This window comes from Salsipaludibacter albus, assembly GCF_019798055.1.
GTDB lineage: Bacteria > Actinomycetota > Nitriliruptoria > Nitriliruptorales > Nitriliruptoraceae > Salsipaludibacter > Salsipaludibacter albus.
Window position 1 is genome coordinate 55,826 of record NZ_JAHOPH010000004.1, and the last position, 26,548, is coordinate 82,373.

Consider the following 26,548-nt stretch of genomic DNA (forward strand, 5'->3'; position numbering starts at 1 on the left):
GGTGCGCCGACGACGGCCGCCGGTGTCGCGTTCAGCCCGTCAGCAGGTCGAGCAGCTCGCGCAGGTCCGCGGCCCGCGCGAACAGGTCCTCGACGTGTGCCCTGGTCCCCCGCCGCGGGTCGATCATCGGGATGCGGGTGTAGGAGCGTCGGCCGGCGTCGACGATCATCGCGTCCCATCCCACCGCGACCACCTCGTCGCGGAACCGCTGCAGCATCCTCCCGCGGAACCAGGCGCGGGTGTCGGCCGGCGGCTGGATCCGGGCCCGTGCGACCGTGTCGTCGTCGACCAGCCGCCGGACCCGGCCGGCCGCCTCGAGCCGGTGGAACAGCCCCTTGTCGGGACGCAGGTCGTGGAACTGCAGGTCGATGAGGGCGAGGCGCGGGTGGTCCCAGTCGAGGCCGTCGCGCTCGCGGTAGCGCTCGAGCAGGGCGAGCTTGGTCGCCCAGTCCACGATGCCGTCGAGGTCACGCGGCTCGTCCTCGGCGATGGTGAGCACCTCGTCCCAGCGGGCGAGCACGTCGGCCTGCGCGGTCGTCGCGCCGCGGCGCTCCAGCCAGCGGGAGACCGCCGCCTGGTAGTGGCGCTGCAGCTCCAGGGCCGTGACCGTGGCACCGCTGCGACGCGCGAGCGGGAGGCGGCCGGTGAGGTCGTGGCTGGCCAGGTGGAAGGACTCGACCGGGTCGGCCAGTCGGATCGGCGCCGGCGCCGCGCCGTCCTCGAGCATGCCCAGGACGAGGTCGGTGACCCCGACCCGCAGCAGGGTCGCGGTGTCGGCCTGGGTGGCGTCACCGGTGATCACGTGCAGCCGGCGCCACCGGGCCGGGTCGGCGTGGGGCTCGTCCCGGGTGTTGATGATCGGGCGTCGCAGGGTGGTCTCGAGCCCGACCGGGGCCTCGAAGAAGTCCGCCCGCTGTGACAGCTGGAACGGGACCGCACGGTCCCGGAACTCGCTGCCCAGCCGACCGCTGCCGGCATAGATGCTGCGTGACACGAACAGCGGCGTGAGCTGGTGCACGAGGTCGGCGAACGGGACCGACCGGGCGACCAGGTGGTTCTCGTGTGCCCCGTAGGCCGCGCCCTTGCCGTCGGTGTTGTTCTTGTGGACCAGGATGGTCCCGCCCTCCGGCAGCGACCGCGACGCCTGGGCCGCGGCGTCGGCCACGATCCGGTCACCCGCCCGGTCCCAGGTCACCGCGTCCAGGGCCGTGGCCACCTCGGGCGTGGAGTACTCGGGATGGGCGTGGTCGACGTAGAACCGCGCACCGTTGTCGAGCACCGTGTTGGTCAGGCCCAGGTCGTCGGCCGCCAACGGCTCGTGGGGATCGGGGACGTCGTCGCGCGCGTCGCGCAGCGGGTGTTCCTCGCTGTAGTCCCACGAGATGTCGTCGTCGTGGCGTCGCGACGCCACGACCAGTGACGAGGCGAGCACCGGGTTGACCTCGACGGGTGAGCCCACCACGGTGATGCCGTACTCGGTCTCCAGGCCCATGATGCGCGCCTGGTCGGGCCCGTCGTCGTCGGTCGACGGGGACGGGGCCTGGCGGCCCCGCCGGGTGGACGGGACCGTCACCGTCGACCCGGGCGGCCCCGACGACCCGTGTGCAGGGTCGACACCCCCGGGGCCGAGGTCGACGTCGTCACAGGTACTGGCCCGGCGAGATGGTGTCGATCGACTTGCCGGTGTCGCCGCCCTCGCTGGTCAGGGTGCGCACGTAGGTGATGCGCTCGCCCTTCAGGGCCGAGATCCGGGCCCAGTCGTCGGGGTTGGTCGTGTTCGGCAGGTCCTCGTTCTCGCGGAACTCCTCGCGGATGGCCTCCAGCAGGTCCTCGGTGGTCAGGCCCTTGGTGCCGGTGTCCAGGAACCGCTTGATGGCGGACTTCTTCGCCCGGGCGACGATGTTGTTGATCATCGCGCCCGAGTTGAAGTCGCGGAAGTACAACGTCTCGCGGTCACCGTTGGCGTAGGTCACCTCGAGGAAGCGGTTGTCCGGGTCGTCGGCGTACATCTTGTCGACGACGCGGTCGACCATCGCGGCGGTGGTGGCGGCACGGTCGCCGCCGTGCCCGCTGACCTCGTCGGCGTCCAGCGGGAGCGTGTCGGGCAGGTACAGCCCGAAGATCTCGCGCGCGGCGTCGGCGTCCGGGCGGGCGACCTTGATCTTGACGTCGAGTCGCCCCGGTCGCAGGATCGCCGGGTCGATCATGTCCTCGCGGTTGGACGCGCCGATGATGACCACGTCACGCAGGGACTCGACCCCGTCGATCTCGGCCAGCAACTGCGGCACGATCGTCGTCTCCATGTCCGACGACACGCCCGAGCCACGCGTGCGGAACAACGACTCCATCTCGTCGAAGAAGATGATGACGGGGAAGCCCTCGGCGGCCTTCTCGCGGGCCCGCTGGAAGACCAGCCGGAGCTGTCGCTCGGTCTCGCCGACGTACTTGTTGAGCAGCTCGGGACCCTTGACGTTGAGGAAGAAGCTGCGGACCTCGGTGCCACCGCGCCGCTCGCTGACCCGCTGGGCCAGGGCGTTGGCGACGGCCTTGGCGATCATCGTCTTGCCACAGCCCGGGGGGCCGTACAGCAGGATCCCCTTGGGGGGGTCGAGCTCGTGCTCGGCGAACAGGTCGGGGTGCAGGTAGGGCAGCTCGACGGCGTCACGGATCGCCTCGACCTGGTCGGCCAGGCCGCCGATGTCGGCGTAGGTGACGTCGGGCACCTCCTCCAGCACGAGCCGCTCCATCTCGGGGCGGCTGATCCGCTCGAGGGCGAGGTGGCCACGCACGTCCACCAGCACGGTGTCCCCGGGCTTGGGTGGGGTGGCGCGCAGCGGGTCGGCCAGGGCGACCACGCGGTCGTCGTCGCCGTGGCCCTGGACGAGCAGGCGGTCCTCGCCCACCAGGTCGACCACCGTCAGCAACTGGCCACGTTCGTCGAAGCGGGCCACCGCGATGACGTTGCTGGCCTCGTTGAGCAGCACCTGGCGTCCCGGCGCCAGCTCGTCCGGGTCGACCGCGTCACTGCAGGCGACCCGCAGCTCGCGACCCTGGAGGGTGACCGTGACCAGCCCGTCGTCGCCGACCTCGACGACCGACGCGTACTGGTGCGGTGGGGCGCTCAGGCGCTCGACCTCGTCGCGCAGGGCGGCGAGCTGGTCCCGGGCGGCGCGCAGGGTGTCGGTGAGGTGACCGGCGTGGTCGCGTGACGCGGCCAGGCGGGTGCGTGCATCCGACAGCTGCTGCTCGAGGGCGTCGAGGCGCTCGCGCACCGGGGCGGCGACCCGCAACAGCATCACCTCGTCACGCAGCAACTTGACCTCCGCTGCGAGCTCGTCGGGGTTGTTGGGGATCGGCCGGTCGAGGTCGGTGGGGGCCGGGAGTCGACCCCGCCCATCGGGCGTGTGTCCTCGGTCCGGGCGGTCTCCCCCGGACGGGAAGTCTCGCTCCTCGGGGTGCGTCACCGGCGCTCCTGGTCGCGGCTCGGGAGCCGGCGGTCCACCGGCCCCACTCGTCGGTTCGGGGCCGCGTCGGGGCCGACGGGGCTCCGGCACCGAGTATACGAACCCCTCGGAGCCTCGTCCGCCAGGCCGGGCGGGGGCACGGGCCCCCCGTTGCGGGTCAGTCGGGCTGGTCGCCCACGACGCGGGGCGTGTCGCCCGCGGCACCGTCCCCCCGCGGCAGGTCGCGGGTGTCGGCGAACACCACGGTGGGCCCGGTCGTGGGACGGGGGGCGTCGGGGCCGCCCTCGTCGGGGGCCAGCACGCGCCGAGCCGTGGTGAGGAACGCGGTGTGGGCGACCATGCGGTGGTGGGGCCGCACGGCCAGGTTGTCGACGTCCCAGCCACGGTCGAGCGACTCGGTGGTGCGCACGTCGGCGAACGCACCGCTGTCGGCACAGGCACGATCGAAGCGCATCACCTGGGTCACGGTGGGCATGTAGGCCAGCAGGACGCCTCCGGGCGACAGTGCGTCGGCCGCGGACGCCACCACCACCCACGGCTCGAGCAGGTCGAGCACGACCCGGTGTGCGTCGAGCTCGCCCAGTCCCACCGCGACGTCGCCGAGCCGGGGCTCCCAGCTGGCTGGCTCCTCGCCGTACCAGGCGGCGACGTTGGCGCGGGCGATGGCGAGGTGGTCCTCGCGTCGCTCGAAGGAGACCACGCGGCCGTCGGGACCCACCGCGTCCAGCAGGGCCATCGTCAGGGCGCCCGACCCGGCCCCGGCCTCGACGACGGTCATCCCCGGTCGGACGTCGCCCAGGCCGATGATCCTCGCCTGGTCCTTGGGGTAGACCACCTGGGCGCCGCGCTTCATCTTCATCAGGAAGTCGGTCCGGGTGGGGCGGAACACGGTCACGGCCATGTTCTTGGTGGTCCGCAGCGCGCGTCCCTCCGGGCCACCGATCAGGTCGTCGTGGTCGATCGAGCCGGCATGGCTGTGCCACTGGTCGCCCGGCTCGAGGGTGACCAGGTAGCGACGGTGCTTGCGATCGGTCAGCAGCACCCGCTCCCCCGCGGCGAGGGGCTCCGGCGAACCGGGCAGGGGCGGCAGGGTGGCAGGCATGGATGCTCCGGGAGGTCGGGAGGCGGCGCGGCGCCGGGCGCGGCGGGCGGGACGCGACGGGAGGCGGTCGCACGCGCGGGACGCGACGAACCAGCGTAACCGCGGCCCGGGGCGACCTATCCTCCGACCACGGCGGCCACGGCCGTCGTCGGCGCCGACCCGGAGGGGCACATGGCCCGGATCATCCTCGACCCCGAGGAGGTCAACCAGACCGAGCAGGTCACCCTGACCGACGGGACCGTCGTCGAGCTCGACGACGCCGACGCACCCATGCTGGCCCGGATCGCCGAGCAGCTGCACATCCACCGGTCGACCTACGCCCACGCCCTGGTCGACCCCGCCATCGGCGACCGGGTCGCGGCCGGCGAGCTGGACGTCGCGGACCACGCACCCCTGCACCAGGCGGTCCAGGAGCGCCTGCGCGAGGCACGCGCGGGTCGACGCCGGCGCGAGGCCACCGACCTGTCGCCCGGCGTGCTCCTGCAGACCCGGACCTGGACGTCGTCGCGTGGCGCGACCCGGCTGCTGGTCGACCTCACCCCCAGCCACCGGCGCAACCTCATGGGATGGCTGGAGCGCAACTCCGACGTGCTGCACCAGCGGGCCGCCGCCGAGTGGACCAACGAGCAGCTCGAGTCGATCGAGCCACGCAGGCCATGGGTCGCCGGGACCCCGGTCTACCGACGGCTGGAGGCGCTGGTCGCCGCCGAGACCGGCCACGAGCTGGCCCGCGACCGCGCCCGCGAGATCGCTCGCCGCCTCGAGTTCGAACGCTCCGGCCACTGGCCCGAGACCTAGCGTCCGCCTCAACCTGACGAGCGGAGCGAGTCAGTCGGTACCTCCCTCGGATCAGGCATGAGAACGGGCGCAGCGAGTTCTCAAACCTCCCCGAGGGACGAGGGGAGGCGTCAGGACTCGGGGAGCTCGACCCTGGTGGGGGTGTCCTGGCCGTGTGCGGCGGCGTCGTAGCCGACCTGGCAGAACCCGTGGTTGCAGTAGCCGTTGGGGTGCTTGTCGAGGTACTGCTGGTGGTAGCCCTCGGCGTAGTACCACTGGCCGTCGCCGGCCTCCTCGACCGGGGCGACCTGCGTGGTGATCTCGCCGAAGCCGGCCGCGGACAGGGCCTGCTGGTAGCGCTCGCGGGAGGCATCGGCCACCGTCGCCTGCTCCGGCGTGGTGGTGAAGATCGCCGACCGGTACTGGGTTCCGATGTCGTTGCCCTGCCCGTTGAGCTGGGTCGGGTCGTGGTTCTCCCAGAACTCCTTGAGCAGCTGCTCGTAGGACACGACCGCGGGGTCGTACACGACCAGGACGGCCTCGGTGTGGCCGGTCCGGCCCGTGCAGGTCTCCTCGTAGGTCGGGTGGGTCGTCCACCCACCGGCGTAGCCGGCTGCGGTGGTCCACACGCCGTCCATGCGCCAGAAGATCCGCTCGGCACCCCAGAAGCAGCCCATGCCGAACACGGCCACCTCGTGGCCGTCGGGCCACGGCGGGGTCAACGGGTTGCCCAGCACGTCGTGGCGTTCCGGCACCGACAGGGGCGTGTCACGCCCGGGCAGGGCGTCGTCGGGCGTGACCATGGTCGGGGCCTTGCGGGTGAAGAACATGCGCGCACCTTCGTGGGTCGTCGGGCATGCGGGTCAACGCACGCCCCGGCGTCGTCCATCCCACGCGAGCCGTGCTCACCGGCGATCGGGATGCCGCCGTCCCACGGAGGTCGTCGACGTGGGCACAGGACGAGGTCCCCGGCACACGTTACGGTTCGGTGACGTTCCCGGGCCGACGAACGGGCCGCGGACGTGTCCCCGGTCCGGAGGTGGCATGAACGCATGGGTGGTGGCCGGCGACGTCGTGACCTCGCGGCGCTTCGTGGACCGAGCGGTCCTGCTGGACGGACTGGACACGTGCCTCGCCGCCGTCAACGCGGCGACGGACCCGGTCGTGGCCCTGCACCGCGTGGACGAGGACGCCTTCGGCGGCGTGTTCGCGACCCTGGACGAGGTCCTGCTGGCCACGGTGCGCCTGCGGATCGTGACCGACGACCTGGTGCTGGCGACGGTGGACGACGAGGACGAACCGGTCGACGTCCGGCTCGGGCTCGCCGACCTGGCCGACGACGCGACCGACGGGATGGCGGGGCCGGCCTGGGAGCGGGCCACCATCGCCCGCGCAGCGGCCCAGGACCTCCCGTCGCGACCGAAGTGGCCCCCGAGCCTGCGCACGGTGGTCGCCGACGACGCGGAGCGGGCCCCCTTGGTCAACGCCTACCTCGTCCTCCAGGACCAGCTGCTGGCCCGCATGGACGCCCGCGACCGGCGCGCGCTGGTCGGCCTCCTCGACGGTGAGCGGCAGGTGGACATCGCCGAGGCCATCGGGGTCACCCAGCCGGCCGTCGCCCGGCGGGTCCGGGACCGGGGTGCGCTGGCCATCACCCGCGCCCTGCGCGTCCTCGCCGACGGCGCCTGAACGACCCGGGCTGCGGTCGTCGACGATGCGGACCTAGGGTGGGACATGGGCACCCGCGGAGGCGTGTTGATAACTCCATGGGTTATGAGATAGCGTCTGGGGAACTCACCACGACCAGGATCGCCGGCATGAACGAACGACACCCCGCAGCCTCCACCCCGGTCGCCCTCGTGCGCGACGTCTACGACCGCTTCACCGACCGCGTCGCACTGGGTCGCGAGCGCCACGGCAGGCCACTGACCTACGCCGAGAAGGTCCTGTTCGCCCATCTCGACGACCCCGAGCAGGGCGGACTCGACCGTGGCGTGGACTACACCGACTACCGCCCGGACCGGGTCGCGATGCAGGACGCCACGGCGCAGATGGCCGTACTCCAGTTCATGCTGGCCGGCAAGGCCTCGACGGCCGTGCCCACCACGATCCACGCTGACCACCTCATCCAGGCCCACCAGGGCGCCGACGCCGACCTGCGGATCGCCAACGAGCGCAACCGCGAGGTCTACGAGTTCCTGAAGTCGGCCGGCCAGCGCTACGGCATGGGCTTCTGGAAGCCGGGCTCGGGGATCATCCACCAGGTCGTGCTCGAGAACTACGCCTTCCCCGGCGGGATGATGATCGGCACGGACTCCCACACCCCCAACGCCGGCGGGCTGGGCATGGTGGCGATCGGCGTGGGTGGGGCCGACGCGGTCGACGTCATGGTCGGCATGCCCTGGAACCTGCGGGTGCCCAGGCTCATCGGGGTGAAGCTCACCGGGCGGCTGTCGGGCTGGAGCGCGCCCAAGGACATCATCCTCAAGGTCGCCGAGATCCTGACCGTCAAGGGTGGCACCGGCGCCATCGTCGAGTACTTCGGCCCGGGCGCCGAGTCGATCTCCGCCACCGGCAAGGGCACGATCTGCAACATGGGCGCCGAGATCGGGGCCACGACGTCGCTGTTCGCCTACGACGAGTCGATGGCGCGCTACCTCAAGGCCACCGAGCGCGAGGAGATCGCCGACCTCGCCACCGAGCACGCGGCGTTGTTGCGGCCGGACGACGAGGTCGTGGCCGATCCGGCGTCGTACTACGACCAAGTCATCGAGATCGACCTCGACACCCTGTCGCCCCACCTGGTCGGCCCGCACACGCCGGACCTGGCACGGGAGGTGTCCGACATCGGTCCGGAGGCCAACGACAACGGCTGGCCGCTCGAGCTGTCGGCGGCGCTGGTCGGGTCCTGCACGAACTCCTCCTACGAGGACATCTCGCGGGCAGCATCGATCGCCCGGTTCGCCCGGGAGCACGGGATCACCTCGCGGACCCCGCTGATGGTCACGCCCGGCTCCGAGCAGGTCCGTGCCACGATCGACCGGGACGGACTGCTGGGTGACCTCGCCGGGATCGGCGCCACGGTCCTGGCCAACGCCTGTGGCCCGTGCATCGGGCAGTGGAAGCGCGACGACGTCCACGAGGGCGACGTCAACTCGATCGTCACGTCGTTCAACCGCAACTTCCCGAAGCGCAACGACGGCAACGCCCAGACACTGGCCTTCATCGGCTCGCCCGAGACGGTGGTGGCGATGGCCCTGGCCGGCCGGCTGGACTTCGACCCGCGCACCGACCGGCTCCGGGCGGCCGACGGCAGCGAGGTGCTCCTGCCCGAGCCGGTCGGCACCGAGCTGCCCGACGACGGGTTCACCCGTGGCGACGAGGGCTTCGTGCCCCCGGCCGACACCGACGACGTCGAGGTCGTCATCGCCGAGGACTCCGAGCGGCTCCAGCGGCTGACCCCCTTCGGTGCCTGGGACGGCCAGGACCTGGTCGACCTGCCGATCCTGCTCAAGTCCGAGGGCAAGACGACCACCGACCACATCTCGATGGCGGGCCCGTGGCTGCGCTACCGGGGCCACCTCGAGAACATCTCCGGGAACCTGTACCTGTCGGCGCTCAACAACCTCACCGGGGCGAGCACCGGCATCGACGTGGTCGGTGACGGGGCCGAGCTCCCGCTCCCGGACCTGGCCCAGCGCTGGGGAGAGGCCGGGGTCGACTCGGTGGTGTTCGGCGACGAGAACTTCGGCGAGGGATCCTCGCGCGAGCACGCGGCCATGGAGCCACGCTTCCGCGGGGTGCGGGCGATCGTGGTGCGCAGCTTCGCCCGGATCCACGAGACCAACCTCAAGAAGCAGGGCATCCTGCCGCTGACCTTCGCCGACCCGGCCGACTGGGAGAAGGTCCGCGCCGGTGACCGCGTGTCGATCCTGGGGCTGGCGGACCTGGCGCCCGGCTCGGACGTGACCGTGCGGCTCGCCCACGAGGACGGCACGACCGAGGACCTCGCGACCCGCCACACGATGAGCAACGAGCAGATCGAGTGGTTCAAGGCGGGCAGCGCCCTCAACGTGATCCGTTCCCGTGCCTGATCCCGGACCCGCCGGAGTCCCCACCGACCACCGGGTCGGTGCTGCGGGGTGAGCCGCGACGAGTCGTGCGCCGACGTGACCATCCATCGGGTGGGCGCCGACAGCGTGCGACCACTGCGGGCGGCCGTGCTGCGTCCGGGCTCCATCCCGGGGACGTTCACCTATCCCGACGACGACGCACCGGCCACGGGACACTTCGCGGCGCTCCTGGGTGGCAGCATCACGGGCGTGGTGACCATGCTCGAGGAGTCGTGCCCGCATCGCCCGGACCTGGCGGAACCGGCACCGCGCCTGGGGGCGTGGCGCCTGCGTGGCATGGCGGTCGACCCCGACCTGCAGGGCCGCGGCATCGGCTCGCGCCTCCTGACCAGGGCGATCGCCCACGCACTGGACCACGACGCCCGGGTGCTGTGGTGCAAGGCCCGCCTGGGAGCCGTGTCGTTCTACCTCCACAACGGCTGGCATGCCTTCTCGCCCGCGTTCGAACTCGCCGAGGTCGACAAGGTGGGATCGGTCCGACTGATGCGCTTCGACCTCCCGGGCGCGTGGCCCTGAACTCGACGGTGCGCCACTGACCCCGTCGCCGGCTGGTGGAGGTGGGCCGTGGGGCCGTACCTTCGCAGGACCGAACCGTCGAGGACATCACCGTGATCGAGCCCGTCACCCCCGGCGAGGGCTGGGGCGTCCTGCACCTGTTCCTGCGTCGTGCCCCGGACGCGCCGACCACCCATCCCGAGGTGGGCACGGACCTCGCCACCGCCCTGGACAAGGTCGCGGCCGAGGTGCAGACCCACGTGTTCACCGGACTGGGCCACAAGGCCGACCTGGTCGTGATGCTGCTGGACGCCGACCTGGTCCGTCTGCGCGCCGCCCAGACGTCGATCGAGCTGGCCGCCGGGACCGCCTTCACGCTGGACTGGTCCTACCTGTCGCTGACCGAGGGCTCGGAGTACACGACCACCCCGGAGCAGTACCGCGAGCAGATGGCGGACAAGGGCGTGGCCGGCGAGGACCTCGAACGTCGGGTCGAGGAGTTCTCGGAGCGCATGGCGACCTACGCCGACAACAAGCTGCACCCGGACCTGCCGCGCTGGGAGACGATGTGCTTCTACCCCATGTCGCACCGTCGCGAGGGTGACGACAACTGGTACGCGCTGGACTTCGAGGAGCGCAAGCGACTGATGCACGACCACGGCCGGTCCGGGCGGGCCTACACCGGGCGGGTCCTGCAGCTGGTCTCGGGATCGACCGGGCTGGACGACTGGGAGTGGGGCGTCACCCTGCTGGCCCACGACGTCGCCGACCTCAAGGACATCGTCTACACCATGCGCTACGACGAGGCGTCGGTGCGCTACGCGGAGTTCGGGCCGTTCGTGGTGGGACTCCGCGCGACCGCCCGCGACGCGATGACGGCGCTGGGCTGGGACCGCTGAGGTGGAGCCCGTCGAGCGGCTGCGGGCCGACCTGGCCACGCACGCCGGTGCCGACCGCGAGGAGCGAGCCCACCTGGCGACCCTGCGGGGGGCCCTGGACGACCTGGTCGCCCCGCTGGACGAGCAGGCGCAGGACACCCACGTCACCGGCTCGGCGATCGTCCTGCCGACCGACGACACCGATCGCACCGTGCTGGTGCTGCACCGGCGGCTGGAGCGCTGGCTGCAGCCGGGTGGCCATGTCGAGGCCGGCGAGTGCGTCCACGAGGCGGCCGCACGCGAGACCACCGAGGAGACCGGCCTGCAGGTGCACCACCCGGACGGCGGCCCCGTCCTCGTCCACGTGCACGTGCACGACGGGGGCCGCGGCCACGTCCACCTCGACGTCCGCTACCTGCTGCTGGCCGATCCCGACCAGCCGTTCGCGCCCGGACCCGGCGAGTCACGCGAGCTCGACTGGTTCCCGGTCGCTGCGGTGGCCGGGATGACCGACGCGTCCGTCACCGCCGCACTGGACGCCGCGCGCCGGTGGCGTGGCCGGGCGACGGCGTGAGCCGACCGGGTCGACGTGACGCCGGTGCGATGGTGACCCCGACCCCGCCTGCGTCCGCGGTGCCGATCAGTGGCCGACGAAGTGGCGTCGCATGGCCGAGACCTCGTCGTCGGAGCCCATGATGACCAGGGTGTCGCCGACCTCCAGCGAGACGTCCGGTGACGGGTGGGAGTCCAGGCGCTGGTCCTCGGCGTGGCGCACCGCCAGCACGGTGACCCCGAAGCGCTTGCGGATGGCGGCGTCGCGGAGGGTCACGCCGGCCAGTTCGCTGCCGAGTGCGACCGGCACCTCCTCGAGGGTGTAGTCCACGCCCCCGCCCCCGATGTTGTCGAGGAAGTCCGCCACGACCGGGCGGGTGAGGATCTGGGCGATCCGGCGTCCCCCGATCGTCGACGGCTGGATCACCCGGTCGGCCCCGGCCCGACGCAGCTTCGGCTCGTTCTCCTCGGACTTGGCACGGGCGATCACCTGGCAGTCCGGTCGCAGGCCCTTGGCGGTCAGGGTGATCAGGACGTTGTCGGCGTCGGAGTTGACCGTGGCGACGAGCGCCCGGACGCGGTCGAGGCCGGCCGACTCCAGCATCCCCTCCTCGGTCGCGTCACCACGCAGGACCAGGTAGCCCTCGGCCTCGGCGTCCTCGACCTTGCCCTCGTCGTCGTCGATGACCACGAAGGGCGTCTGCTCGTCGTCCAGGTTGTGCGACAGGTTGCGTCCGACCCGGCCGAAGCCGCAGATGATGACGTGGTCGTCGAGGTTGTCGATGGCACGGTCCATGCGGCGACGCTCCAGGTAGTGGCTGAGGTGGCCCTCGACGACGAACTCGACCCCGGTGACCGCGGCGTAGGACACCGCGCCGACGCCGGCGCCGATCAGCCCGATGGTGAGGATCTTGGTCGCCGTCGTGGGCTCGGCGACCTCGCGGTAGCCGACCGTCGCCACCGTGATGACGGTCATGTAGAGGCTGTCGAGCGGGCCGAGGTCCCCGAAGACCATGTAGCCCACCCAGCCGACCAGCAGGACGGCCGCGAACACGGCCACCGCTGCCCGCAGGCGGCGTTGCTCGTGGCTGATGGCCGAGCGGCGACGATCGACCAGGACGACCTCCGGTGGCGCCGGGCACGCGCCCGGTGGTTGGTTCGACTCGCCAGCCTAGGCGAGAGCCACCCCGCACCCCGATCGGCCCACCCCGACACCGCAATCCGGCGCGGATGCCCGACTCAGCCCCGACCCGCCCGGGGGACATTCCTGCGCTGTCTGCAGGAACGGTCCCATCCGATCGAGGAGCATCCGTGGTCGCCGCCGCCCGTGGCCATCGCCCGGTCCACCCACACCGCCGCCGGCCCAGCCGTCTCGAGCGGATGCAGATTCAGAACAGCCGCAGGTGGATGTCGTCCTCGGCGCGCAGGGAGGCGAGGTCGACCTCGCACCACCCGATGCCACGTGCGGTCGCCAGCACCCGGGCCTGGGGCTTGACGATCGTCGCGACCAGGATCCCGCGCACGGGGGCCAGCAAGGGATCGCGGTCGAGCCGTTCGAGGTAGCGGGTGAGCTGCTCCACACCGTCGATCTCGCCGATGCGCTTGACCTCGACGGCCACGGCGCCACCCTGCGGATCACGGCACAGCAGGTCGACCGGGCCGAGGTCGGTCGGGAACTCGCGCCGCACCAGCTCCAGCCCCTCCTCGACGTGGTGGGGATGGTCCGCCAGCAGCTCCTGCAGGTCCTTCTCGACCCCGTCGAGGGTCAGGCCCCGTTCGACGTCCAGGGCCACGTCGAAGGTCTCGAGCACCTGCTCGAGGTGGATGGTCAGGACCTCGCCACCGGGGTTGGTGACCGTCCAGACGTCGCCGTCCTCGACCAGCGTGTTCGGGGCGTTCATCCAGTTCAGCGGTTTGTAGGCCCCGATGTCGGCATGGAGGGCGACGCACCCGTCCGCCTTGACCATGATCATCCGCACGCCCGACGCCAGGGTCGACGACAGGCGTCCCTCGTAGGTGGCCGAGCACCTGGCGATCACGACACGCATGGCCGGCACCCTATCGCCCCACGGACGTGCTCCCCCGCCGCCACCGACGACGTCGGTGCCGCCCCCGGCGTCGCGGAGCCGGGTGGGTGCATCGGTACGCTCGGGGCTGTCCCTCGCCGCCGGTCCGGCCGCATGAACGACCCACCGGTCGCGGGGAGCGATCGTCGAGACCGGGTGGTGCCATCGCGCACGACCCGGTGCCCGGAACCACCCCCAGGGAGCTGCACCGTGTCGTTGAAGGTCGGACTGGTCGGACTGCCCAACGTCGGCAAGTCCACGGTGTTCAACGCCGTGTCCCAGGCGGGCGCAGAGGCGGCGAACTTCCCGTTCTGCACCATCGACCCGAACGTGGGGGTCGTGCCGGTGCCCGATGCGCGCCTGGCACGCCTGACCGACCTGTCGGACTCGGCGAAGTCGATCCCGACCAGCATCGAGTTCGTCGACATCGCCGGCCTGGTCGCGGGGGCGAGCAAGGGCGAGGGCCTGGGCAACCAGTTCCTTGCCCACATCCGCGAGGTCGACGCCATCTGCCACGTGGTCCGGGCCTTCCACGACCCCGACGTCGTGCACGTGTCCGGATCGGTCGATCCGGCCCGCGACATCGAGATCATCGACACCGAGCTGGTGCTCAAGGACCTCGACACGGCGGAGAAGCGCGCCGACCGGCTGACCCGATCCCGCAAGTCCGGCGACCGCAACATCATCGCCGCCGCCGACGTCGTGGACCGGCTGGTCGACCACCTCGGCGAGGGGTTGCCGGGCCGCACCTTCGACTTCGGGTCGGCCGACGAGCTCCGACGCGAGCTGTCGCTGCTGACCGACAAGCCGGTGCTGTACGCCGCCAACGTCGCCGAGGACGACCTGCCCGACGGCAACGACCAGGTGGGCGAGATCCGGGCCATCGCTGCCGACCAGGACGCCGAGGTCGTGGTGATCTCGGCCCAGGTCGAGGCGGAGCTGGCCGAGCTCGGTGACGACGAGCGGGCGGAGTACCTCGACTCGATGGGCCTCGAGCAGTCGGGCCTCCAGCGGCTGATCGCCGCCGCCTACGAGCTGCTCGGACTCCAGACCTTCTTCACGACCGGACCCAAGGAGTCACGGGCCTGGACGATCCGCGCCGGCACCCCCGCACCGCGGGCTGCCCGCGAGATCCACTCCGACATCGAGCGCGGCTTCATCCGGGCCGAGGTCATCAGCTTCGCCGACTTCGACCAGCTCGGATCCGAGTCCGCCGCACGTGACGCCGGACGCCTCCGCTCCGAGGGCAAGGACTACCAACTCCGGGATGGCGATGTCGTCCACTTCCGGTTCAACGTCTAGGAGGGCGCCATGCAGAAGGAGCGCAGCGAGTTCTGCAACCTGCCCGAGCCTGCGAGGGCAGGCATCCATTTCCGCTTCAACGTCTGACGAGGACCCCCATGCCACGCACCGAACCCATCACCCGGCTGGAGGTCGCGGCCTGCCCGACGCACCGGCTCGAGGTCAAGCACTACGTCGACCACGAGGTCGGATGCGACTGCCTGTCGGAGACCCGCCGCGGCGACCTCGCCGACCGCCTCGCCAAGGCGCGAGCCGACGGGAACCCACTCGCCGACATGGCCGAGTGATCGAGCCCGAGGGAGGATCCTGATGGCGGCGCGACGCCGCGGCCTGGGTGGCCGGATCGGTCGTGGGAGCCGACTGGCGCGGACCGGGGTCCGCAGTGTCTCGGGGGTGGCCAACTCGCGCGTCCGAGGGTGGCTGGGCCAGGAGGTCGACGAGACCGAGGCCCACGTCCGCAACGCCGAGGCGCTGGCCGACGTGCTCGGCGAGATGAAGGGCGCGGCCATGAAGGTCGGCCAGCTGCTGAGCTTCGTCGACCTGGACGTGCCCGACGACGTCCGCGACATCTACCACGAGGCCCTCGCGGAGCTGCGTGACGCGGCGCCGCCGATGGACGTCGAGGCCATCGAGGAGGTGTTCAAGGAGGACTTCGGCCAACGCCCCGAGGAGGTCTTCGCGACCTGGGACCGCACGCCGCTGGCCGCGGCATCGATCGGCCAGGTGCACGCGGCGACCCTGGAGGACGGCTCCGAGGTCGTCGTCAAGGTCCAGTACCCCGGGGTGGCGGAGGCGGTCCGCTCCGACCTGTCCAACGCGGAGATGTTCGCCCCGCTGGCCCGAGTGCTGTCCCCCAACCAGGAGATCGAGCCACTGCTCGACGAGCTGCGTGAGCGGGTCAACGACGAGCTGGACTACCAGCGCGAGGCGCAGTACCAGCGTGCCTTCGCCGACCGGTACGCCGACCACCCGTTCATCGTCGTGCCCGACGTGGTCGGCGACCTGTGTCGCAACCGCGTCCTGGTGTCCGAGCGCATCCACGGACGACGCTTCGACGACGTCGCGACGTCCGACGACGAGGAACTGCGCCAACGCGTCGGCGAGATCATCTTCCGCTACGCCTTCGGGTCGATCGCGCGCTTCCGGCTGTTCAACGGCGACCCCCACCCGGGCAACTACCTCGTGACCGACGACGGCCGGGTCGCCTTCGTCGACTACGGCAGTGTCAAGATGTTCACCCGCGAGCGCTACGTCACCATGCGACTGGTCGACGACGCCGTGGCGCGCGACGACCGCGAGGGCTTCCTCGAGGCGATGCGCGAGACCCGGTTCCTCCTCCCCCGCGCCGACGTCGACGAGGACCGCCTGTGGGAGTGGTTCCGGCTCTACACCCGCCCGATCATCGCCGACCAGCCGTTCACGTTCACGCGCGAGTTCGCGACCGAGGTGCTGGCGACGACCTCGGATCCCCGGTCGCCCTACTACGGGGTGCTCCGCCGGCTCAACCTGCCGTCGGACTACCTGTTGCTGACCCGGATCCACCTCGGCCTGAACTCGGTCCTGGGTCGCCTGGACGCGAGCAACGACTGGCGCGCAATCCACGCCGAGTACGTCGAGGACGCCGGCCCGGCCACGCCACTGGGCGAACTCGACCACGTCTGGTGGGCGCGCAAGCAGGCATCCGGGCGAGGTTGACGTCCGGCACACCGGCGCGAGCGCAGGCTCCTACATGCCGGAGGTCTTCGTGCCGGCGTAGATGTCGTCGATGACGTCGGCGTACTTCTCGGACACGACGTGGCGCTTGACCGACTGCTTCTGGGACAGCTCGCGACCGACCTCGAAGTCCTCGGGCAGGATCCGGAAGGTGCGCACCGACTCGGCCTTGGAGACCGCCCGGTTGGCGTTGTCCACGGCGGACTGGATCTCGGCACGCAGGTCGTCGTCGTCGCGGAGCGTCTCGACGTCGGTGGGCTTGCCGTTGGCCTCGCACCACGCCGGCAGCGCCTCGACGTCGAGCGTGACCAGCGCGGCGATGAAGGGCTCGCCGTCGCCCACGACCATGACCTGGCTCACCAGGTGGTGGCTTCGGATGGCGTCCTCGAGCACGGCGGGGGCAACGTTCTTGCCACCGGCGGTCACCAGGATCTCCTTCTTGCGCCCGGTGATGCGCAGGAAGCCGTCGTCGAGCCGGCCGAGGTCGCCGGTGTGGAAGTACCCGTCGGCGTCGAGGGCCTCGGAGGTCGCCTCCTCGTTGTTCCAGTAGCCCTGGAACACGTGGCCGCCCTTGATGAGGATCTCGCCGTCGGTGTCGATGCGGATCGTGGAGCCGGGCAGCGGCTTGCCCACCGTGCCCACCCGGAAGTCCTGCTCGTCGTTGGCGCAGGCGGCGGCCGTGGTCTCGGTCAGGCCGTAGCCCTCGAAGATGGTGATCCCGATGCCACGGAAGAAGTGGCCGAGGCGGTCACCGAGCGCGGCACCCCCGGAGATCGCGTGGGTGACGTTGCCCCCGACCGCGGCACGCAGCTTGCTGTAGACCAGCCGGTCGAAGATCGCGTGCTGGATCCTGGTCGACAGGCCGACACCACCGTCGTCCAGCTGCTTGGAGTAGTCGATGGCGACCTGTGCGGCGCGGTCGAAGATCCGCCCCTTGCCGTCGCCATGGGCACGCTGCTGCGCACCGTTGTAGACCTTCTCGAACACGCGTGGCACGGCCAGCAGGAAGTTGGGCTTCGCGATGCCCAGCTCCTCGACGAGGTTGGCGATGCCGGTCGAGAAGTCCAGCCGGACGCCCGCCGTGATCGTGGCGGCCTGGATCACCCGGGCGAGGATGTGCGCCAGTGGCAGGAACAGCAGCGACGACGTGCCCGGCTGCAGGTAGGTGGCCACGGCCAGCACCTGGGTGACGTCCCAGACGAAGTTGCCGTGCGTGATCTCGCAGCCCTTGGGCCGGCCGGTCGTCCCGGACGTGTAGACCAGGGTCGCGAGGTCGGTGCCGGTCCTGCCGGTGCGTCGCTCCTCCACGGTGGCGTCGTCGACGTCGCCGCCACTGGCCTCGAGCTCGTCGAGGCCGCCCTTGTCGATGATGTAGCGCGCCTCGACCGCGGTCCGGTCGACGATCTCGCCGACCCGCGCGTCGAGTTCCTCATCGGCGCTGATGACCACGCGCGCGCCGGAGTCCTCCAGGACCCACTGCACCTGGTCGGCGGACGACGTCTCGTAGATCGGGACGGTCACGCCACCGGCGGCCCAGATCGCGTAGTCGATGAGGGTCCACTCGAGGCGCGTCGGCGACAGGACCGCGACCCGGTCACCGGGCTCGATCCCGAAGGCGATGAGTCCCTTGGCGATCGCCACGACCTCGGTGACGGTCTCGCGCGTGCTGAGGTGGACGAAGCGGTCACCGACCCGGTGGCCCAGGCAGGGTCGCTCGGGGTGGGTGATCGCGTGGTTGAACAAGGCCGTGGCGGCGTTGTGTGACGGGTCGACGACGACCTCGCCGGGGCGGGTGTACTCCTGCATGCGGGGTGGCCTCCGAGCCGAGAGCGACGGGAGCCTGCAGCCTACCAATCGGCCAGATCCCGGCCGTCCCGAACCCGGATACCGTGCATGGGCGTCCGGCGGCGCCCGTTCGTGGGCGTTGCCCCTCCCCCGATCCCCCAGGAGATCCATCGTGTCCGCTGCCGTGCACGAGAACCTGACCCGTGCCGAGGCCCGCGAACGGGCGACCGTGGTCGACGACGTCAGCCTCGACGTCCACCTCGACCTGTCCGGCGGGGACGAGGTCTTCGGTTCGACCACGACGCTGACCTTCCGTGCCTCGCCCGGCGGGTCGACCTTCCTCGACTGCACGGCCGACACCGTGCACGAGGTGGTCTGCAACGGTCGCGAACTGGACCTCGACGACGTGGTCGGGCCCACCCGCATCCGGCTGGACGACCTGGCCGCCGACAACGAGGTCACGGTCCGGGCCACCATGCGTTACACCCACGAGGGTCGGGGGTTGCACCACTTCCGGGACCCCGACGACGACCGCGTCTACCTCCACAGCCAGTTCGAGCCCTTCGACGCCCACCTCGTCTACGCCTGCTTCGACCAGCCCGACCTCAAGGCGCCGTTCCGGCTGGCCGTGGACGCCCCGGCCGACTGGGTCGTGGTGTCCAACGGTGCCGTGGAGAAGCGACCTGCGGAGGGCGTGGCAGGCACGTGGCGCTTCGTGCCGACCGGACCCCTGTCGCCGTACGTCACCGCGGTGGTGGCCGGCGAGTACGTGTCCGTGCACGACGACGAGCACGAGATCCCGCTCGGGCTGTACGTGCGGCGGTCGCTCGCCGAGCACCTCGACGCCGACGAACTGTTCGACCTGACCCGGGCCGGGTTCGCCTGGTTCAACGACAACTTCGGCATCCACTACCCGTTCCGCACCTACGACCAGTTGTTCGTGCCGGAGTTCTCCGCCGGCGCGATGGAGAATCCCGGCTGCGTGACCATCAGCGAGAACTACCTGTTCCGGGGTCCGGTGACCGACGCCCAGCGTGAGCGCCGGGCCGAGACCCTGCTCCACGAGATGGCCCACATGTGGTTCGGCGACCTCGTGACGATGCGCTGGTGGGACGACCTGTGGCTCAACGAGTCCTTCGCCAGCTTCGCGGCCGTGCTCTCCCAGGTCGAGGCGACCCGCTTCACCCACGCGTGGACGACCTTCCTGGACGCCGAGAAGGCATGGGCCAAGCGCCAGGACCAGCTGCCGTCGACGCACCCGATCGCGGCCGACATGGTCGACATCGAGTCCGTGCACCAGAACTTCGACGGGATCACCTACGCCAAGGGCGCCTCGGTACTGCGCCAGCTGGTGGCCTGGGTCGGCCAGGACGCGTTCCTGGCCGGAGTCCGTGACTACTTCACCGCCCACGCCTGGGGCAACGCCGAGCTGGCCGACTTCCTCATCGCCCTCGAACGGTCGTCCGGGCGCGACCTGGGTCCGTGGCGCGACGCGTGGCTGACCACGACCGGCGTCAACACGATGTCCCTGGACGCCGACGTCGATGCAGATGGTCGGTTCACCCGCTTCCGGGTCCACCAGCACGCCCCGGACGCCCATCCCACCCTGCGACCCCACCGCATGGCCATCGGGGTCTACGACGACGGCGACCGGGGCCTCGTGCGCACCCACCGCGTCGAGGTCGACGTGACCGGGCCCAGCACCGACGTCGACGACCTGGTCGGGGTCGACGCCGGGCGGCTGGTCCTGCTCAACGACGACGACCTCACCTACACCAAGGTCCGGCTGGACGACCGGACCCTCGAGGCAGTCATCAGCGACGTGCACCGGTTCGCGGAGCCGATGCCCCGTGCACTGGTGTGGTCTGCCGCCTGGGACATGGTGCGTGACGCCGAGCTGTCCGCGACCGACTGGGTCGCCATGGTGGTCGACAACGCCGACCACGAGGACGCCATCGGGCTGCTGACGACCCTGTTGGCGCGGTCGGTCGTGGCCGCCGAGGCCTACGCCGACCCGGACCATCGCGACGACCTGCGCGCCCGGCTCGCCGACCACGCCGTCGATCGCCTGTCCCGCACCACGTCGGGGTCGCAGCACCAGCTCGCCTGGGTCCGCCATCTCGCGGCGACCGCATGCAGGGCCGACCACCATGCGGTCCTGTCCGGGCTCCTGGACGACACGTCACCCCGGGACGGTCTCGAGCTGGACCAGGACCTGCGGTGGCGCATCGTCGTGGCCCTGGCCCGCGAGGGTGTCCTCGACGAGGACGACATCGACGCCGAGGTGGCCCGCGACCACTCGGACTTCGCCGTCCGCAACGCCGCCACGGCGCGTGCCGCCCGCCCCGACCCCACCGCAAAGGAGGCCGCCTGGGCCCGCCTGGTCGACGACGACACGCTCAGCCTCACCATGGGCCGGCAGGTGTGGCGTGGCTTCCAACAGGACGTGCAGCCCGAGTTGGTGGGTGCCTGGGTCGACGACTACTTCACGGCGCTGGACCTGGTGTGGCGCGATCGGTCCACCGAGTGGGCGATCGAGTTCGCCAAGGGGATGTTCCCCCACGCCGCTGCCTCCGACGCCCTGGCCACGACCACGCGGCGCCACCGGGATCGACCGGACCTGCCCGGGCCGATCCGTCGCGTCCTGGACGAAGAGCTCGACGGCCTGCGGCGGACCCTCGCGGCGCGGCGCCTGGACGGCAAGACCACGGCCTGACCCTGCGGGAGGTCACCGTCCTCGGTGCACCGGGGTGGACGAAGGGTCACGTGGCGCCGTCGTCGCCCCGCTCGGTCCCGGCGGTCCCGCGGACGGACCGACGGGCACGCCCGAGGTCGTCGGGGGTGTCGATGTCGACCTCGGGTCGGGCGTCGGGTGCCCAGGCCCGCCACCGATCCTCCTCGACCCCCACCACGCCGGCGTCGGCGAGGGCAGCGCCGACGGCGCCGGTGCCCGCACGGGCGAGCACGGGACCGAGATCGCGTCGTACCACGGCGTGGAGGTGCTGCCAGCGCCCGTCGACCACGGGCACCACACCCACTCCCCCGGTGCGCCGCACCTCGCGCGCGAGTGCGCGGAGCAGGGTGACCGACGGGTGCACCAGGTCGACGGCGACGATGGCCACCAGCGGGGTCGTGGCCACGTCCAGGCCCGCCACGATCCCGCCCAGTGGTCCGGACGACCCGGGGCTGTCGGCGACGACGACCACGCCATCGGTCCGGGATGGTTCCCGGTCGGCGGCGGCCGGTCCCGCGGCCAGGACCACCACGCCTCCCAGGGGCGCGAGCAGCCGGACCACCCGGTCGACCTGGCGGACCCCACCGACGACGACCGTCGACTTGTCCCTCCCGAGCCGGCGTGCGCGACCACCGGCCAGCACGACGACGTCGAGCGGATCGAGGTCGCTGGGGTCGTCGGAGCTCGTCATCGTCGTCCCGGGACGGGTGTGCCGAGCACGCTACGTTCCGGGCCCCGCATCCGCACCGACCGGTGACGACCCATGCCCCTGCCCGACGGCACCGAGCCCCTGCGTCCCGCGCGTCCCGGCCCGACACCACGCCGGACGCTTGCGCGCGGGATGCTGGTCGAGGTGCTCGGCGACGGGTTCGCGGGCCAGGTCACGGCCGCCACGGCGACCACCTTCACGCTGACGGACCGGCGTGGACGCGCCCGCACCTTCGGGCTGGACACCGCCGTCGTGGTCGACGAGCAGGTCGTCCGGCTGGAGCTCCCGACCCGGTCCCGGTCCACGGCACCGGGCACCACGGCGTCCGGGTCGGTCGCCGTGGCGAACCGACCGGCGCGGGTCGCGCGGGCGTCGCGGATCTGGGTCGAGGGCCGTCACGACGCCGAGCTGGTCGAGAAGGTGTGGGGCGACGACCTGCGCCACGAGGGCGTCGTGGTCGAACCGCTCCACGGGGCCGACGACCTGCCGGAACGGGTCCGAGCCTTCGCCCCCACCCGCGACCGGCGTCTCGGGATCCTGCTCGACCACGTGGTCACGGGGTCGAAGGAACAGCGGTTGGCGGCCGCCGTGGACGATCCCCACGTCCTGGTGACGGGACACCCGTTCGTGGACGTCTGGACAGCCGTGAAGCCCACGGTCCTGGGACTGCGCGCGTGGCCGGAGGTCCCGCGCGACGAGGACTTCAAGACCGGGCTGGCCCAGCGCCTGGGCCACGACCACCCGGGCGCCTTCTGGCAGCACCTGTTGGCCCACGTGACGCGGTGGACCGACCTCGACCGACGGCTCGTCGGCGCGGTCGAGCAGCTCATCGACTTCACCACGGTGCCGCCCGGCGACGCCTGACGCGTGCTGCCCGGCCGACCGGGACGGACCCCGACGCCACCGGGCGCGACGTGGTCGTCGCGCCCGGTGGTCGATCGTCGGTCCGGCAGTCCTACTGGGCGAAGGCCTGGAACTCGGCGGCGCGGACGTTGAACGCCTCGCCGCTGGCCGTCGAACAGTCGGTGTCACTGCGCGGGTCCTGGTCCTGCTCACCGGCGTAGTCGGGCGCGCCGGTGCACTGGTTGGTGACCACCTCGAAACGCAGGTGGGTGGCACGGGTCCTCGGGATGTCGAAGGACCGCACGATCAGGTCCGGCGCACGCGGCCGCGGCTGCGTCGACGGGAAGGCGTCGGTGGGGCTGGTGAACACCTCCGTGAACTGGCCGTCCTCGCTGCAGTCGACCGACCCCTGCGCGAGGCAGGACAGCACCCGGAACTGGCGCAGGGCCGAGAACCGGTTCTGGCCACCGTTGTCGGGGTCACCGTTGATACCCGGTCGCAGCATCGCGCTGACCTGCACCCGGCGGACCTGCTGGATGCCGCCGGCGAGGTCGACGGTGACCTGGCGTCCGGCCACCACCTCGTTGCGCGAGGCCCAGTTGGTGGCCTCGTCGTCGTCGATCAGGCGGGCGAGGTTGATGCCGTCACCGGTCGCGGTCGCGCCGGAGGTCGCCGAGGCGAGGTTGATCCGCATGCGCACCGGCAGGTCACGCTGCTGGCCGGCCGTGACCGTGAGGGGCCCGACCCGCACGTGCCCACGACCCGGGGCCACGGCCACGAACTCGTAGGTGCCCGGGGTCAGCGCGAACTGGTCGGTGACCTCGGTCATGGCATCGGTGTCGGCGATGGCCACGCCACGCGCCTGGTAGTCGCCCACGAACAGTCGGGCGCCGGGGACGAGGGTCTCGTCCTCGCCGACCGGGCGGAACGTGATCGTGGCGTCGTTCGTCGCCGGTGAGGCGAACGACGGGGTCGGGTCGGCGTCGTTGGAGCCGTTGCTGGCCGCGGACGCACCGAGTCCGCGTCGCGCGAAGGCGTTCCACAGCAGGTCCTGGTTGGCCCCACCGAAGCGGACCAGGTCCGCGGCCAACATCGCGTCGCGCGCGTCGACCATGCTGACCTGGCTGCCCGGCAGGAGCAGGAACGAGTCGAACATCAGCTGTGCCCACATGCGGTTGCCGGGGCAGTCCTCGACCGGGGTCTCGCCGTTGGCACACGACGTCTGCAGGGCGTCGTCGCCGGCACCGTGCCGGGCGATCATCGCCTCGCGGATGTCGAAGTTCGTGGCCGTCCAGACCTCGCCGGAGGCGTGCACCTGCAACCCGACGAAGTCGTAGTCGACCGTCGAGTAGTTCAGCGGGCTGTCGCTCATGTTGTAGTTGCGGATGCCGGCCATGTCGTCACCGGTGGCGTACTCGCCGATGGTGTAGGCCTGCAGCCCTTCGGGGGCGTAGCCGTGCTCGTTGACGATCTCCATGGCGATCTGGTCGGACCAGCTCTCGCTCATGCCCTGCGGCGTGCTGACCCCGGCGCTCGGGCCGGCCACCATCCGGTTGGTGATCGCGTGGCCGTACTCGTGGCCGATGATCGACATGTCGTAGTCACCGTCGACGCAGGGGGCGTAGAACGCACCGGCGATCGGCTGCCACAGGTACATGTTGGTGATGGGCGCGATGCCGTCACCGAAGGTGATCTGGTTGGCGTTGTCGCGCGACCCGCTGATGCCACCGGCCTGGGCGTTGCCCTGCTCGGGGTCACCACCGGCACCGAACTCGGTGAAGTTGGCACGCTGCATGTTCCAGGTCGCCTCGGTGAACCCGAGGTGGTAGCTCCAGTCGTGCATCCGGTTGTGCATCGCGAACAGGTTGGCCCGCGCCGCGTCGATGTCGTTGCGCTCCGCCGACTCGAAGGTCGACAGGTTGCACCCCTCCTCGTACCACTGGTTGGTGAAGGGGTAGTCGTAGTTGCGGTCCGGGGCCGGGGTGGCGGTCTCGGTGCCGACCGAGAAGGCGTTGTTGGTGAACCAGTTGTGGACCGCGATGGCGTTGTTGCCGTTCGTGGTCAGCGTCGACTCGCCGGTGACCGGGTCGACGTCCCAGGGCAGTGGCGAGGCCGACGTTGCCACGTCCTCGTCGCAGCCGTCCGTGGCCTCCCAGCACCAGGTGACCCGGGTGTCGTCCGAGGAGTAGTCCGTGGAGGGCCAGCTCGGGAACACCTCCCAGGTCGGGTTGTCGGCGTCGTGGTCGACCAGGTCCTCGCGCACCAGGACGGTGCCGTCACGGGCGTCGACGTAGGTGCCGAAGGCGATCGGCTCCTCGTCGGCGTCCGCCAGGACCTCGACGCGGTACGCGGCGACCGCGCCGTCGGCCGTCGGGACGGCCACGAGGGTGCTGCGGAGCACGGCGCTGGTGGGCAGGCCGGCGTCGGCAGCGGCGATGGCCTGGGCCTCCTCGGGCGTCAGCGTGGCGGGGGCGGGCGCGCCGGAGTCGCGTGACAGGGACGAGCCTGCGTACCAGACGGCACCGTCCCGGATGCCCAGGGCGATCTGGCCGTCGATGCCGGCGGACAGACCGCCGAACGTCTGGCGCAGGACGACGACGTCACCCTGGCCCATGTCGACGCTGGCGATGACCTCGAGGGCGGCCACGCCGGCCTCGTCCAGCCCGAGGAGCTCGACGTTGTCCGCCACCCAGGCCTCGGCAGCCACGACCGGGTCGTCGCCCAGCCCGGAGGCCAGGGGCTCGGCAGTGGTGGGCAGGACGACCGACGGCGTGCCCAGGTCGTTGAACCGGACGGTCGCGTCCAGGGAGCGGGCGCTGCGCTGCTGCTGTGCGCGAGGTGCGGCACGGCCGGAGCGGTGGTCCTCGATCTTGTCGTGGGCACGGTCACCGGGCGGGTCCGCCTTCGGGCCGTTGCCACCGGGAGCAGCGTTGCCGATCGGGGCGGTGAGTGCGAGCAGCACGGCCGCCAGTGCGAGCATCACGAGCGCCTGCAGGCGCGCATGGATACGGGTGGGGGAACGTCTCATGTGGGGGGAATCCTTCGTCGTCGCAGAGCCGACGACCTCGTGTCCGGGGGAGCCGGAACTCTAGACCGCCCCTGCGACACTGGGAACAACTTCCGCGCCGACAGTCGCCCCGCGCACGCCACGCCCTCGCCGCCGCGTGCAGGTTCCCACGACCGGCCTGCCCACCATGCGCCACCACGCCCCCAACGGCTTCGCACGACTCGTGACACGACGTCGCCCCGGCACGGGGCCGGGGCGACGACGTGACCGTGCAGGTGTCAGGGCCTGCATCTGCCGGACCCGGGATGAGCCAACGGCGATATCATCTGATAGCAGTGAGGGAGGGGTCGCCCATGACGGACGTGTTGATTCGAGATGTGCCCGACGACGTGGTCTCTGCCATCGACGCGCAGGCCCAGCGCCTGGGCCTGTCCCGGACCGAGTACCTGCGCCGCCAGATGCTGCGGGTCGCGTCGACCTCCGACGAGCACGTCACGGTCGAGTCCCTGCGCCAGTTCGCCCGGACGTTTGCCGACCTCGCCGATCCCGAGGTGATGCGCGGGGCGTGGGAGTGACCGACTGGCTCATCGACAAGTCGGCCCTGGTCCGTCTCGGCAGCGCAGCCGACGGGCAGGCGTGGGCCGACCGGATCGAACGCGGCCTGGTCCGTGTGAGCACCGTCACGCGTCTGGAGGTCGGCTACAGCGCACGCACCGCCAACGAACTCCGAACGGGTCTGCGGCGACCGCCGATCGCCTCGATGCCCGTCGAGTACGCGACGCCGGCCATCGAGGACCGCGCCGTCGAGGTCCAACAACTGCTCGCCGACCGTGGGCAGCATCGCGCGCCGTCCGTGCCTGACCTGTTGATCGCGGCGACCGCCGAGTTGGCCGGACTGGTCGTGCTCCACCTCGACAAGGACTTCGACCTCATCGCCGAGGTGACCGGACAACCAACCGAACGGCTCCTTGTCGAGGAGTAGCGCGTC

General features: G+C 71.5%; 22 protein-coding genes. 13 read left to right on the plus strand and 9 right to left on the minus strand.

Annotation, left to right across the window (positions count from 1 at the left end; genetic code table 11):
- Positions 1-31: 31 nt before the first annotated feature.
- The 3 genes from dop to KR546_RS04075 all read right to left on the minus strand — a co-directional run bounded on the left by dop (position 32) and on the right by KR546_RS04075 (position 4,566).
- A complete protein-coding gene (gene dop / locus KR546_RS04065) occupies positions 32-1,492 on the minus strand; it encodes a depupylase/deamidase Dop (RefSeq protein ID WP_238443423.1) in 1,461 nt (486 codons plus the stop codon).
- A gap of 148 nt (positions 1,493-1,640) precedes the next feature.
- Entirely contained in the window at positions 1,641-3,353 is a 1,713-nt protein-coding gene (arc, locus tag KR546_RS04070) for a proteasome ATPase (protein ID WP_238443531.1), read from the minus strand.
- A 268-nt stretch (positions 3,354-3,621) separates the two neighbouring features.
- Positions 3,622-4,566, minus strand: coding sequence for a tRNA (adenine-N1)-methyltransferase (locus KR546_RS04075; protein ID WP_238443424.1), 945 nt, complete (start codon positions 4,564-4,566; stop codon positions 3,622-3,624).
- 171 nt (positions 4,567-4,737) lie between these two features.
- Here KR546_RS04075 and KR546_RS04080 point away from each other — a divergent pair, with 171 nt between their 5' ends.
- On the plus strand, positions 4,738-5,364 hold the full coding sequence (locus tag KR546_RS04080; RefSeq protein WP_238443425.1) for a hypothetical protein: 627 nt from the start codon (positions 4,738-4,740) through the stop codon (positions 5,362-5,364).
- 110 nt (positions 5,365-5,474) lie between these two features.
- Here the strand turns inward: KR546_RS04080 and msrA are convergent, their stop codons facing one another.
- Entirely contained in the window at positions 5,475-6,173 is a 699-nt protein-coding gene (gene msrA / locus KR546_RS04085; protein WP_238443426.1) for a peptide-methionine (S)-S-oxide reductase MsrA, read from the minus strand.
- A gap of 214 nt (positions 6,174-6,387) precedes the next feature.
- Between msrA and KR546_RS04090 the strand changes: the two genes are divergently transcribed.
- The 5 genes from KR546_RS04090 (at position 6,388) to KR546_RS04110 (ending at position 11,423) form a co-directional block, all read left to right on the plus strand.
- Entirely contained in the window at positions 6,388-7,032 is a 645-nt protein-coding gene (locus tag KR546_RS04090) for a hypothetical protein (protein WP_238443427.1), read from the plus strand.
- Positions 7,033-7,160: 128 nt separating this feature from the next.
- Positions 7,161-9,437: an aconitate hydratase gene (locus KR546_RS04095; protein ID WP_238443428.1), complete on the plus strand. Its 2,277-nt coding sequence runs from the start codon at positions 7,161-7,163 to the stop codon at positions 9,435-9,437.
- 75 nt (positions 9,438-9,512) lie between these two features.
- On the plus strand, positions 9,513-9,992 hold the full coding sequence (locus KR546_RS04100; protein WP_238443429.1) for a GNAT family N-acetyltransferase: 480 nt from the start codon (positions 9,513-9,515) through the stop codon (positions 9,990-9,992).
- 92 nt (positions 9,993-10,084) lie between these two features.
- Positions 10,085-10,870, plus strand: a complete 786-nt coding sequence (locus KR546_RS04105; RefSeq protein WP_238443430.1) for a chlorite dismutase family protein — start codon at positions 10,085-10,087, stop codon at positions 10,868-10,870.
- Between the two features lies 1 nt (position 10,871).
- Positions 10,872-11,423: an NUDIX hydrolase gene (locus KR546_RS04110; protein WP_238443431.1), complete on the plus strand. Its 552-nt coding sequence runs from the start codon at positions 10,872-10,874 to the stop codon at positions 11,421-11,423.
- A 66-nt stretch (positions 11,424-11,489) separates the two neighbouring features.
- On the opposite strand, the gene KR546_RS04115 is transcribed toward KR546_RS04110, so the two are convergent.
- Positions 11,490-12,455 (minus strand): potassium channel family protein, encoded by a 966-nt coding sequence (locus KR546_RS04115; RefSeq protein ID WP_238443432.1) that lies wholly within the window; start codon positions 12,453-12,455, stop codon positions 11,490-11,492.
- A gap of 334 nt (positions 12,456-12,789) precedes the next feature.
- Positions 12,790-13,449 carry an endonuclease NucS gene (gene nucS / locus KR546_RS04120; protein ID WP_238443433.1) on the minus strand — a complete coding sequence of 220 codons (660 nt, stop codon included), beginning with the start codon at positions 13,447-13,449 and terminating at the stop codon, positions 12,790-12,792.
- Positions 13,450-13,677: 228 nt separating this feature from the next.
- Here nucS and ychF point away from each other — a divergent pair, with 228 nt between their 5' ends.
- From ychF to KR546_RS04135, 3 genes are all read left to right on the plus strand, one after another.
- Positions 13,678-14,769 (plus strand): redox-regulated ATPase YchF, encoded by a 1,092-nt coding sequence (gene ychF, locus KR546_RS04125; RefSeq protein WP_238443434.1) that lies wholly within the window; start codon positions 13,678-13,680, stop codon positions 14,767-14,769.
- A 98-nt stretch (positions 14,770-14,867) separates the two neighbouring features.
- Positions 14,868-15,056, plus strand: a complete 189-nt coding sequence (locus KR546_RS04130) for a hypothetical protein (RefSeq protein ID WP_238443435.1) — start codon at positions 14,868-14,870, stop codon at positions 15,054-15,056.
- A gap of 22 nt (positions 15,057-15,078) precedes the next feature.
- Positions 15,079-16,464, plus strand: coding sequence for an ABC1 kinase family protein (locus KR546_RS04135; RefSeq protein ID WP_238443436.1), 1,386 nt, complete (start codon positions 15,079-15,081; stop codon positions 16,462-16,464).
- Positions 16,465-16,494: 30 nt separating this feature from the next.
- On the opposite strand, the gene KR546_RS04140 is transcribed toward KR546_RS04135, so the two are convergent.
- Positions 16,495-18,288: an AMP-dependent synthetase/ligase gene (locus KR546_RS04140; RefSeq protein ID WP_238443437.1), complete on the minus strand. Its 1,794-nt coding sequence runs from the start codon at positions 18,286-18,288 to the stop codon at positions 16,495-16,497.
- Positions 18,289-18,439: 151 nt separating this feature from the next.
- On the opposite strand from KR546_RS04140, the gene pepN reads away from it, so the two are divergent.
- Complete coding sequence (gene pepN / locus KR546_RS04145; RefSeq protein ID WP_238443438.1) at positions 18,440-20,983, plus strand: aminopeptidase N; 2,544 nt, start codon at positions 18,440-18,442, stop codon at positions 20,981-20,983.
- 46 nt (positions 20,984-21,029) lie between these two features.
- Here the strand turns inward: pepN and mobA are convergent, their stop codons facing one another.
- On the minus strand, positions 21,030-21,692 hold the full coding sequence (mobA, locus tag KR546_RS04150) for a molybdenum cofactor guanylyltransferase (protein WP_238443439.1): 663 nt from the start codon (positions 21,690-21,692) through the stop codon (positions 21,030-21,032).
- A 72-nt stretch (positions 21,693-21,764) separates the two neighbouring features.
- On the opposite strand from mobA, the gene KR546_RS04155 reads away from it, so the two are divergent.
- Positions 21,765-22,574 carry a DUF3097 family protein gene (locus KR546_RS04155; RefSeq protein ID WP_238443440.1) on the plus strand — a complete coding sequence of 270 codons (810 nt, stop codon included), beginning with the start codon at positions 21,765-21,767 and terminating at the stop codon, positions 22,572-22,574.
- Between the two features lie 91 nt (positions 22,575-22,665).
- Here the strand turns inward: KR546_RS04155 and KR546_RS04160 are convergent, their stop codons facing one another.
- Positions 22,666-25,581 (minus strand): M36 family metallopeptidase, encoded by a 2,916-nt coding sequence (locus tag KR546_RS04160; RefSeq protein ID WP_238443441.1) that lies wholly within the window; start codon positions 25,579-25,581, stop codon positions 22,666-22,668.
- A gap of 332 nt (positions 25,582-25,913) precedes the next feature.
- Here KR546_RS04160 and vapB point away from each other — a divergent pair, with 332 nt between their 5' ends.
- Positions 25,914-26,135 carry a type II toxin-antitoxin system VapB family antitoxin gene (gene vapB, locus KR546_RS04165; protein ID WP_238443442.1) on the plus strand — a complete coding sequence of 74 codons (222 nt, stop codon included), beginning with the start codon at positions 25,914-25,916 and terminating at the stop codon, positions 26,133-26,135.
- Positions 26,126-26,542, plus strand: coding sequence for a PIN domain nuclease (locus KR546_RS04170; protein ID WP_238443443.1), 417 nt, complete (start codon positions 26,126-26,128; stop codon positions 26,540-26,542). Before vapB ends, KR546_RS04170 begins: the two co-directional genes overlap by 10 nt.
- Positions 26,543-26,548: the final 6 nt, after the last annotated feature.

Excerpts from the sequence above, each read along its gene's own strand:
- dop (WP_238443423.1), bottom strand. The coding sequence starts at position 1,492 with ATGGGCCTGGAGACCGAGTACGGCATCACCGTGGTGGGCTCACCCGTC.
- KR546_RS04075 (WP_238443424.1), bottom strand. The coding sequence starts at position 4,566 with ATGCCTGCCACCCTGCCGCCCCTGCCCGGTTCGCCGGAGCCCCTCGCC.
- KR546_RS04080 (WP_238443425.1), top strand. The coding sequence starts at position 4,738 with ATGGCCCGGATCATCCTCGACCCCGAGGAGGTCAACCAGACCGAGCAG.
- msrA (WP_238443426.1), bottom strand. The coding sequence starts at position 6,173 with ATGTTCTTCACCCGCAAGGCCCCGACCATGGTCACGCCCGACGACGCC.
- KR546_RS04090 (WP_238443427.1), top strand. The coding sequence starts at position 6,388 with ATGAACGCATGGGTGGTGGCCGGCGACGTCGTGACCTCGCGGCGCTTC.
- KR546_RS04095 (WP_238443428.1), top strand. The coding sequence starts at position 7,161 with ATGAACGAACGACACCCCGCAGCCTCCACCCCGGTCGCCCTCGTGCGC.
- nucS (WP_238443433.1), bottom strand. The coding sequence starts at position 13,449 with ATGCGTGTCGTGATCGCCAGGTGCTCGGCCACCTACGAGGGACGCCTG.
- KR546_RS04130 (WP_238443435.1), top strand. The coding sequence starts at position 14,868 with ATGCCACGCACCGAACCCATCACCCGGCTGGAGGTCGCGGCCTGCCCG.
- KR546_RS04135 (WP_238443436.1), top strand. The coding sequence starts at position 15,079 with ATGGCGGCGCGACGCCGCGGCCTGGGTGGCCGGATCGGTCGTGGGAGC.
- KR546_RS04140 (WP_238443437.1), bottom strand. The coding sequence starts at position 18,288 with ATGCAGGAGTACACCCGCCCCGGCGAGGTCGTCGTCGACCCGTCACAC.
- mobA (WP_238443439.1), bottom strand. The coding sequence starts at position 21,692 with ATGACGAGCTCCGACGACCCCAGCGACCTCGATCCGCTCGACGTCGTC.
- KR546_RS04155 (WP_238443440.1), top strand. The coding sequence starts at position 21,765 with ATGCCCCTGCCCGACGGCACCGAGCCCCTGCGTCCCGCGCGTCCCGGC.
- KR546_RS04160 (WP_238443441.1), bottom strand. The coding sequence starts at position 25,581 with ATGAGACGTTCCCCCACCCGTATCCATGCGCGCCTGCAGGCGCTCGTG.
- vapB (WP_238443442.1), top strand. The coding sequence starts at position 25,914 with ATGACGGACGTGTTGATTCGAGATGTGCCCGACGACGTGGTCTCTGCC.